The organism is Streptomyces sp. NPDC046900 (genome assembly GCF_040644975.1).
GTDB lineage: Bacteria > Actinomycetota > Actinomycetes > Streptomycetales > Streptomycetaceae > Streptomyces.
In genome coordinates, this window is record NZ_JBEYXD010000161.1 from 1 (window position 1) to 9,230 (window position 9,230).

7 protein-coding genes and 1 pseudogene are annotated in these 9,230 nt (G+C 69.4%); 4 read left to right on the forward strand and 4 right to left on the reverse strand.

Annotated features, from left to right (window positions below; all coding sequences use genetic code 11):
* The first annotated feature begins 179 nt into the window (after window positions 1-179).
* Genes ABZ904_RS49220 through ABZ904_RS49235 form a run of 4 tightly spaced genes read left to right on the forward strand, consistent with a single transcriptional unit; the run spans window position 180 to window position 5,802 of the window.
* The gene (locus ABZ904_RS49220) at window positions 180-1,061 is read left to right on the forward strand and encodes a sugar ABC transporter permease (protein WP_361830697.1); all 882 of its coding nucleotides are present in this window, start codon (window positions 180-182) and stop codon (window positions 1,059-1,061) included.
* On the forward strand, window positions 1,058-1,927 hold the full coding sequence (locus ABZ904_RS49225) for a carbohydrate ABC transporter permease (protein ID WP_361000631.1): 870 nt from the start codon (window positions 1,058-1,060) through the stop codon (window positions 1,925-1,927). The genes ABZ904_RS49220 and ABZ904_RS49225 overlap by 4 nt, the downstream gene beginning before the upstream one ends.
* Before the next feature lie 27 nt (window positions 1,928-1,954).
* Window positions 1,955-2,872: an ectonucleotide pyrophosphatase/phosphodiesterase gene (locus tag ABZ904_RS49230; RefSeq protein WP_361000634.1), complete on the forward strand. Its 918-nt coding sequence runs from the start codon at window positions 1,955-1,957 to the stop codon at window positions 2,870-2,872.
* A complete protein-coding gene (locus ABZ904_RS49235) occupies window positions 2,869-5,802 on the forward strand; it encodes a glycoside hydrolase family 2 TIM barrel-domain containing protein (RefSeq protein ID WP_361830692.1) in 2,934 nt (977 codons plus the stop codon). The genes ABZ904_RS49230 and ABZ904_RS49235 overlap by 4 nt, the downstream gene beginning before the upstream one ends.
* A 59-nt stretch (window positions 5,803-5,861) precedes the next feature.
* Here ABZ904_RS49235 and ABZ904_RS49240 read toward each other — a convergent pair.
* The 4 genes and pseudogenes from ABZ904_RS49240 to ABZ904_RS49255 form a co-directional block, all read right to left on the reverse strand.
* Window positions 5,862-5,994, reverse strand: a pseudogene (locus ABZ904_RS49240) (IS5/IS1182 family transposase); the annotation flags it as partial.
* Window positions 5,995-6,231: 237 nt separating this feature from the next.
* Window positions 6,232-6,387, reverse strand: a complete 156-nt coding sequence (locus ABZ904_RS49245) for a hypothetical protein (RefSeq protein ID WP_359405591.1) — start codon at window positions 6,385-6,387, stop codon at window positions 6,232-6,234.
* Between the two features lie 14 nt (window positions 6,388-6,401).
* Window positions 6,402-7,292, reverse strand: coding sequence for a hypothetical protein (locus ABZ904_RS49250; RefSeq protein WP_361830695.1), 891 nt, complete (start codon window positions 7,290-7,292; stop codon window positions 6,402-6,404).
* On the reverse strand, window positions 7,289-8,725 hold the full coding sequence (locus ABZ904_RS49255; RefSeq protein WP_361000644.1) for a hypothetical protein: 1,437 nt from the start codon (window positions 8,723-8,725) through the stop codon (window positions 7,289-7,291). The genes ABZ904_RS49250 and ABZ904_RS49255 overlap by 4 nt, the downstream gene beginning before the upstream one ends.
* Window positions 8,726-9,230 lie beyond the last annotated feature (505 nt).

Below are 9,230 nucleotides of genomic sequence, written 5' to 3' on the forward strand. Positions count from 1 at the left end.
AGATGGGGCGCAGACTGCGCAACCATCGAGCAACCACTCAGCCGTTGGAAGGTCACTGTTCTCGCCATCGGCCACACCGTCAGCGCGGTCTCATTTACCGTGGCGGGCCAGGCCCGGCCCGGTTCCGCCCGCGGCGCGCCACGCCCGCGGGCACCGTTCGGCCAAAGCGGCGCGGGCCGCTGTCGTACTGGCGGCAGTACCTGGCGATATCGCCCTTCTACCTGATCTTCATCGGCTTCTCGTTCTTCCCCGTCTTCTACTCGCTGTATCTGGCCTTCCAGCGCTGGGACGGCATGGGCACTATGCAGTTCGTGGGCCTGCAGCAGTTCCGGTTCCTCTGGTCGGACCCAGTCTTCTGGCTGTCGATCCGCAACACCCTGGTGATCTGGGTGCTGTCCACGGTGCCCACCCTCTTCGGCGCCCTGATTCTGGCGACGCTGCTGCACTCGGTGCGCCGCTTCAAGGGCTTCTACCGCATCGCGCTGTACGTCCCGAACGTCACCTCGATCGTCGCGGTGGCGATCTTCTTCGGCGCGGTGTTCAGCAACAACTTCGGTCTGGTCAACGCGATCCTGGGCACGGTCGGCATCTCGCCCGTCCCGTGGCTGAGCAACCCGTGGCTGATCAAACTGGTCATCGCGCTGCTGATGACCTGGATGTGGACCGGCTACAACATGATCATCTACCTGGCCGGTCTCCAGGCGATCCCGACCTCGATCTACGAGGCCGCGAAGATGGACGGCGCCGGCCCGATCCGCACGTTCTTCCAGATCACCATCCCAATCATGCGGCCGATCATCCTGTTCACGGTCATCATCTCGACCATCAACGGCCTGCAGAGCTTCAGCGAACCCCAGGTCCTGTTCGCCAGCAACGCCGCCAACGCGAACCTCGGCGGCCCGGGCCAGGCCGGTCTGACCACCTTGCTCTACTTCTACCAGTCGGCCTTCCTCAACAACGACTACGGCTACGGCGCGGCCATCGTGTGGGCCTTCTTCGTACTGATCATCGTGCTCGTCGCCATCAACTGGCGCATCGTGCAGCGCGGGAGGAAGTCATGACGGCACTCGACACCACGCGTCCGGCCCCGGGCAGGAAGCGGCTGCGCCGCCCCAAGGGCCTGACCGCGCACATCCTCCTCATGGCGGCCGTCGTGATCTCGGTCTTCCCCTTCTTGTGGACGATCGTCATGGCGACCAACACCACCCAGGACATCTACAAGAGCCCGCCGAAGCTGACCTTCGGCTCCCATCTGCTGGAGAACATCCGGCATGTGCTGAACACCATCGACTTCTTCGGGTCGATGCTCAACACGGTGATGGTCGCGTGCGTCACCACCGCCCTGGTGCTGTTCATCGACTCCCTGGCCGCCTTCACCTTCGCCAAGTTCGACTTCCCCGGACGCAAGCTGCTCTTCGGCACATTGCTGCTGTTCATGATGCTGCCGCTACAGCTGGCGATCCTGCCGCAGTTCATCCTCATGTCCAAGATCGGCTGGGTCGGCATGCTCAAGGCGCTCGCCCTGCCCTCCCTCGCCAACGCCTTCGGCATCTTCTGGCTGCACCAGTACATACAGAACGGCGTGCCAGACGAACTGCTCGACGCCGCCCGCATCGACGGCGCCGGATTCTTCCGCCAGTACTGGAATATCGCGCTGCCGATGATCCGGCCCGCGCTGTCCTTCCTCGCCATCTACGCCTTCGTCAACTGCTGGAACGACTACATCTGGCCCCTCGTCGTGCTCACCAACCCCGACCACGTCACCCTCCAGGTGGAGCTCGCCCAGCTCAACGTCGGCCACACCACCGACTACAGCATGGTCATGGCCGGTGTGCTGATGGCGGCGCTCCCGCTGGTCGTGGTGTTCAGCATCTTCGCCCGCGGGTTCATCGCGGGGGCCACCGAGGGAGCGGTACAGGGGACCTGAACCGGCCTGGCGAGAGAGGGGTACGCGGTGACGAAGGACGCCGGCAAGGTGCTCGTGGTGGGGATGGACGGGCTGCGCTACGACCGGCTGACCCGCTCGCCGTCCATGGCACCCGTGCTGCACCGCCTGATGGCCACGGGCGCCCACGGCACCAGCCTGCTGCCGTACGGCGAGGCGGACGGCCAGGCCGAGAACGGACCGTCGACCAGCATGGCCTACACCGACTCCGGGCCCGGCTGGTCCAGCGTGCTGACCGGCGTGTGGCCCGACCGACACGGGGTGACCGGCAACGACTTCATCGGCGCCGACTACACCCGCCACCCCGACTTCCTGAGCCGCGCCATCAGCGCCCGACCCGGGCTGCGCGCGGCGGCCGCGGTCTCCTGGCCGGAACTCGTCCGTCGAGGTGTGCTCGGCGCCAGCATCGGCCGCCGGGTGCACTACGACGGCGAGTCCGACGGCTACGAGACCGCGGACCGCCTCGTCGCCCGCACCGCCGAACGCTGGCTCACCGAGGAGGACCCGGACGTCGTGTTCGTGTACTTCGGCGCCACCGACGAGGCCGGCCATGCCACGGGCCCCCTCTCCCCCGCCTACGACCAGGCCCTCCTCGCCCAGGACAGCCACCTCGGGCGCCTGTTGGAGGCGCTCGAGGCCCGGCGCGCCGATCCCGCACGGGCCGACGAGCGCTGGACCGTGCTGGTCACCACCGACCACGGCCACCTCGACAGCGGCGGCCACGGTGGCGACACCCGTGCCGAACAGGAGGTCTTCGTCATCCTCGCCGAGCCCGGCAGGCCCGACGGCACCCGCCTCGACTCACCCCGCCTCGTCGACATCGCGCCCACCGTCCTGGACCGCCTCGGCATCCCCGTCGACCCCGCCTGGGACCTGCAGGGCCGCACCCTGCCCCAGCCCACCACACCGACTTCGGAATGGTCATGACCGACGCACTCCCCGCCGATCCCCTGATCGCCCTCCGTCCCTGGGAGGCACCCGAGGTGACCTCCTGGGGACGCCTCCCCATGAACGCCGTCGACCGGCGCTCCGGCGCACTCGCCCTGGACGGCGACTGGCGCTTCCAGTTGCTGCCCGCGCCGGACGCGCCGGTCGACGGTCCCTGGTCCTCGGCGTACGTCCCCGGCGCCTGGACCCTGCAGGAGACGGACGACCTGCCGCAGTACACCAACGTCCGCATGCCCTTCGCCGACTTCCCGCCCGGCTCGCCGGCCGCCAACCCGACGGGCGTGTACGAGCGCGAGGTGGACGTGCCCGCGGAGTGGGCCGGGCGGCGGATCGTGCTGCAGGTCGGAGCCGCCGAGAGCGTGCTGCTGGTGCACGTGGACGGGCGGCCCGTCGGCGTCTCCAAGGACTCCCATCTCGCCGCCGAGTTCGATCTGACCGACCTGGTGCGTGCCGGGGAGCGTTCGGTCGTACGGCTGACGGTGGTGAAGTGGTCGGACGCCTCGCACATCGAGGACCAGGACCAGTGGTGGCACGGGGGCGTGACCCGGTCGGCGCTGCTGTACGCGACCGACCCGCTGCACCTGGCCGACGTGACCGTACGGGCCGGGTACGACGGCGAGCTGCGCGTCGACTGCCGGGTGCGCGACACGCGCGGGGCACTGCCCGAGGGGTGGTACGTCAGCGGCGAGCTGGATGGTCAACTCCTCACGCAGGACGCAGAGTTCGACCGCGTGAACACCAAGGACGACCGCGTCTCCGACTTCCTCGGCGAGGCCCGCATCCACGGCATCGTCCCCGAGGTGCGCACCTGGAACGCCGAGACGCCCGAGCTGTACGACCTCACCGTCCGCCTGCACCGCGCGGACGGAACGGTGGCCGACACCTCGCACCAGCGCATCGGCTTCCGCGACGTCAAGATCGTCGGCCGGGACCTGCTGGTCAACGGCGAGCGCGTGTACATCCGGGGCGTCAACCGGCACGACTTCCACCCGCTGACCGGCCGGACGGTGTCGTACGACGACATGCGCGCGGACCTCGTCCTGCTGAAACGGTTCGGCTTCAACGCGATCCGCACCTCCCACTACCCGAACGACCCCGCCCTGTACGACCTCGCCGACGAATTCGGCTTCTACGTCGTCGACGAGGCCGACATCGAGTCGCACGACCACGCCCACGAGATCGCCGACGACCCGCGCTATCTGAACGCCTTCGTGGACCGGGTCTCGCGGATGGTGCTGCGGGACAAGAACCACCCGTCGATCATCATCTGGTCGCTGGGGAACGAGTCCGACTACGGGGCGAATCACGACGCGGCGGCCGGCTGGGTACGGCGGCACGATCCGACCCGGCCGATCCAGTACGAGGGGGCCGCCAAGATCGACTGGGCGGCCACCGACGACGCCTCCGACATCGCCTGCCCCATGTACGCACCGCTGGAGGACTGCGTCGCCCACGCTCTCTCCGGACGGCAGACCAGGCCCCTCATCCAGTGCGAGTACTCCCACGCGATGGGCAACAGCAACGGCACGCTCGCGGACCATTGGGCGGCCATCGAGTCAACGCCAGGTCTGCAGGGCGGGTTCATCTGGGAGTTCTGGGACCACGGCATTCTCCAGCGTGTGAACGACGGCAGACCGGCCGGGCGTGGGGGCGCCGGGCTGTATGACAACGGTGTCGCCGCGCCGGGCCATCGCTGGGCGTACGGCGGCGACTTCGGCGAGACCATCCACGACGGCGCCTTCATCGCAGACGGTGTCGTCTTCCCGGACCGTACCCCGAAGCCCTCCCTGTACGAGCACCGCGAGATCGCGGCGCCGGTGCGCATCGAGTGCTTCAAGCACGAGGGCATCATGCTCGGCAACCACCAGCACTTCCGGGGCCTAAACTGGCTGACCGGCGAGTGGGAACTGTCCCTGGCCGACGGCAGGACGCTGACCGCGCCCGCCGAACTGCCCGATCTTCGGCCCGGCGAGACGGCCGCCGTACCGCTCCCCTTCGAGGTGCCCCGCGACGGCGGCGAGGCCTGGCTGACGCTGCGGGCCACCGTGGCCGAGGACCAGCCGTGGGCGCCGCGCGGCACCGAGGTGTGCGTGCCCCAGATCCGGCTGCGCGGGCCCGAGGCGCCCGAGGACGCCGCTGTGGACCGGCCCGTGGAGGTCGACGGCGAGGGACTGCTGGTGCATCCGCTGCTGGCGTCCGCCCCGACGCTGTCCCTGTGGCGGGCGCCCACCGACAACGACGAGCTGGGCGGCATGGCGCTGCGCTGGCGGACCTGGGGGCTCGACGCGCTGGTCCGCAAGGTCGTGTCGGTACGGCAGGACCGCGGCCGGGTAGCCGTGGACGCCGAGTACACCGGCACCGTCGGGGTCGTGCGGCACAGGCAGGTGTTCACGCCGGTCGAGGGCGGTGTCCGGGTCGACGAGGAGGCCGAGCTGCCGGAGGAATTCGACGACGTGGCGCGAGTCGGCTCGGTGTTCGAGACGACGCCGGGCCTGGACCTGCTGGAGTGGTTCGGGCAGGGGCCCTGGGAGTCGTATCCCGACCGTGCAGCGGGCGCCCCGGTCGGCCACCACTCCCTCCCCGTCGACGACCTGTTCACCCCCTATCTGCGTCCGCAGGAGAGCGGTGGCCGACACGGTGTACGGCGCTTCACGCTGTCGGCGCCGGACGCGACCGGCCTCGCGGTCGTGCTGGACGAGCCGCGCCAGGTCTCCGTCACCCGGTATCGCGCCAGGGACCTGACGGCCGTCACGCACCACGACGAGCTGGTGCCGCGCTCCGGGTGCGTGGTGCACATCGACGCGGCGCACCGAGGGCTGGGCACGGCGTCGTGCGGCCCCGACACCTTCCCCGAGTACCGCATCCCACCGGGTGTCCACCGCTGGAGCTGGACCCTGTGCGTTCTGTAGAACTCCCCTTTCCTTCGCCACCTTTACGGAGCACACGTGTGTACTTCGCATGACCACAACACGATCCAGTCGCTGATACGGCTGCGGTGACACCCCAGAAGGTGGGTCGGAGCGTTCGGGCAGCAGCGCCGCGAATTGATCCCAAAGCGGGACGGTCAGCCATGATGGCCGAACGGGCGCAGGCCGCCCCAGTGGTCACAGAGCGTCGCAACTCCATGATCACCGGGACTTGTGCCCGCCTTGTTGCCGGGGCTCTCCACGCCGCCTATCTGCGCGAGCTCTTACTTACCTCGTTCGGCCTTCCGATGAAGACCGTGATGCGGATAACCCCGGCAGGCCGGTCGTCCGGAGGCATGGAAAGATCAGGCATAGCAGTCCCCGGACGGTGCGGGCAGAGCGCGCACGTTACCGCGCGTCAGGACCTTGGTGTCAGCCCCTGGCGCGTAAGAAGTCGAACCGTTGCGGGTGGAGCAGCAAGTCGGCGGCGACAAGCGTGGTGTTGATCTCCTGGGCTCCGGGGCCGAGGTAGTACGGCTCGTGTGCGAAGAGCAGGTAGACAGCCGGGCGGGGTTCGGGTGCGGGCATAAGGAGGCTTCCCTTCAGAAGTGGCGTGCTGGGGTGGGGTGAGACTCCGGGGATGTCGTCGGCCGGGCGTTCGGCGGGTGCGAGCCCATCGGCCGCCGGCTGGCGCGGGTCTGGTCCGCATCGGCTGCGCTGTCCTCGGACGCGGAGCGCTGGATGATCTGGGCGACCTGGTGGGCGAGTTGGAGCAGCAGCTGTTCGCGGGCGATGAGCGCAGCCGAGGCCGCGCGGGTGTCCTGTGTTTGGAGCAGGTCGGCGGCGTCCCACAGCAGGTGCTGGCCGACCTCAGCCGAGTGGCGCAGCTCGTAGCGGTCGCTGTCGGCAGCGGCCTGGACGAGCGAGGTGTGCAGGGCGGCGAGGCGCTGCACGTAGCGGCAGGGGCCGTCGCCTTCAACGGTGCGGACGTGTTCGCGGGCGCGTGCGTCCAGCCGGCCAGGCAGGTGCTCGGCGAGCAGCGGGGCGAGGAGTATCGCTGGCAGTACGACGTCGACGGGCATCCCGTGGCTAGCGGCGAACAGTCCCGCAAGCAGGCTGATGAGGGTGACGGCGGCGGCGGAGAACCGCAGGGATGCGGGGATGCTGCCCAGGGCGATGCGCTGTGCGGGGCGCCGGGTCAGCCAGCGAAGGGCCAGGCGCTGCACACGGGTCGCGGCCGGGGTGAGCACCCCGATCTGGTGGGGGACCTGGGGCGGGCTGCCGTCGCCGGGGACGGTCCAGGCGAGCCAGCCCCACCTGGTGCGCTCGTAGACGAGCACGGGCTCGCAGGTGGTTGAGCAGGTGCTGTCAGGGACGTGGCCGGTCCGCAGGGCGCGGGCGCTTTTTCTTGCCCACCGCCCCGGGTCGTGGGTGAAGGGGCGCTCGTGGTGCGCGGCCGCGGTCGGCGGGGGTGTGCCCAGCGGGTTGGTCACGAGGTACTTCCCTCCAGGTGCTCGGTGAAGGCGGAGGCGCAGGTGGTGCAGCGGCCGTTGTCGTCGGGGTGGGCGCGTCGGGGGGTGGGGCCGGGGCAGGTGCGGCACAGCGGCCAGCCGAGGCAGGCTGGGCAGAGGTCCTCGCCGAGGGCGGTTCCGGGCACGCCGCAGCCGGCGCATTCGACGAGGGCCCGATGGGTCAGGGCCTCGCTCACCGTGCGGGCGGCGGCAGAGCCGGTCGTCGGCTGCGGCGGCAGCTCGTCCCGCGCGGGCTGGTCGTGGTGAGCGTCCGCGATGGCGGGTGGCGGGTAGGCCTGAGCGGCGCGCAGGCGGGCGGCGATGATCGCGCCGACCGTGGTCCGCACCGGGTGGGGCAGGGGCCGGGCGGCGATGATGTGCCTCAGTTGCTCACGGCTCCAGCCAGCCTCGAGCATCACGGTTACGACGCGGCCTTGGTCGGTCAGCGTCTGCCCGGTCAGCAGCAGTTCGGGGCGGGCCGCCCCGAGGTCGAGCAGCAGCCGGATCCCCGGATGCATGTCATCCGCCGCAGGCGGGGCTGGCGGGGAGGTCGGCGTGTCCGGCTGGTCCGTCCGTCCAGGTGCTCGTGTCGCTTCGTCGCGGCATGGACGGAGGGGTCTGGTGTTCTGCTTGTTGGTCTTCTTTCTGTTGGTGTTCTTAGTGCCGGGATCAGCCAACGTAGGCTCAGCCAATCTTGGAAAACCCGACTCTGGTTGCGACCTGGGGTTTTGCAGGGCGGGCAGATCGGTGATGAAGTACAGCGCCTGGCCGAGCGTGCCGTTGGAGTTCCGCTCACGGGCGCGGTAGAGGAATCCGTGCCGCTCCAGCTGCTTGAGCCCCGTGGTGACCGCGTCGACGCCCTCGCGACCGCGGCGCACCAGTTCGGCGACGGTGACCCGCCAGCCGTCCCGGTGCGTGCTGACGTACCCGAAGATCCCCTTCGCCTTGTAGGAGACTCGGCTGTCGCGGAAGAGGCCGTTGGCGATCTGAGTGAACCGGTCGGACGCCATCACGCCGCGCCGGATCCCCGCCCCAAAACCGACGTCATGTTCGTCGTCGCTCGCCAGGATTGAGGCAGCTTCCAGCAGGGCGACGTCGAGGGTGACGGGGCGGTCGGTAATCGAGTAGACGACCTCGCCGAGCGTTCCGTTCGCCCGCCGCAGGCGTTCGCGGATGAGATAGCCGTACCGTTCCAGTTCCTTCAGGCCGGCGCGGACCGCTTCCCGTCCGTCGGGTCCTATGGCAACGAGGTGGGCGAGAGTGACCTGCCAGCCGTCCCGGTGCGTACTGACGTACCCGAAGATGCCCTTCGCCTTGTAGGAGAGTCGACTGTCGCGGAAGAGGCCGTTGGCGATCTGAGTGAACCGGTCGGCCGCCATCACGCCCCTGCGGACGCCTGCCCCGAAGCGGCTCACCGCCGTGCCCCCCGCGCGCGGTGGCCAGAGCAGCACACCGAGCCCGCCAGGGTGGGCCGGCCGGCGGAGGCCCTGGATACGCGGGCGTGCGTGTGTTCCATGCCGTCAGCACACCCGCCGACCCCGACCAGGCTGACGGCCATGAGCCCCGACCATCAGTCACGATCCGGCAACACAGCCGTCTCGCTGCCATGATCGGACTCATGGTCGGGCCAACCACGCACCTTCAGCCCGGGCGCTCAGCAGTTGCGCAGCCCGATTGCGCAGCCCCGAGCGGGCGTTGCGCAAGGCCCGACTGCACAACACCAGCCGGGTCCTGCGCAGTCGGGCCTTGCGCAACGGGCTGCGCGACCGGCCGAAGATCCTGCGCATGCGTTCGCCTTCTTACCCGCGTCGCAGCGTCTGATTGGCTTAGCTTGAAGTTAAACCTTCAGTGATCGTTTGAGGTTCCAGTCGTTCACTCACATGGGGATCTGCCGGACATGGCGACGACCTCCGTTTCACG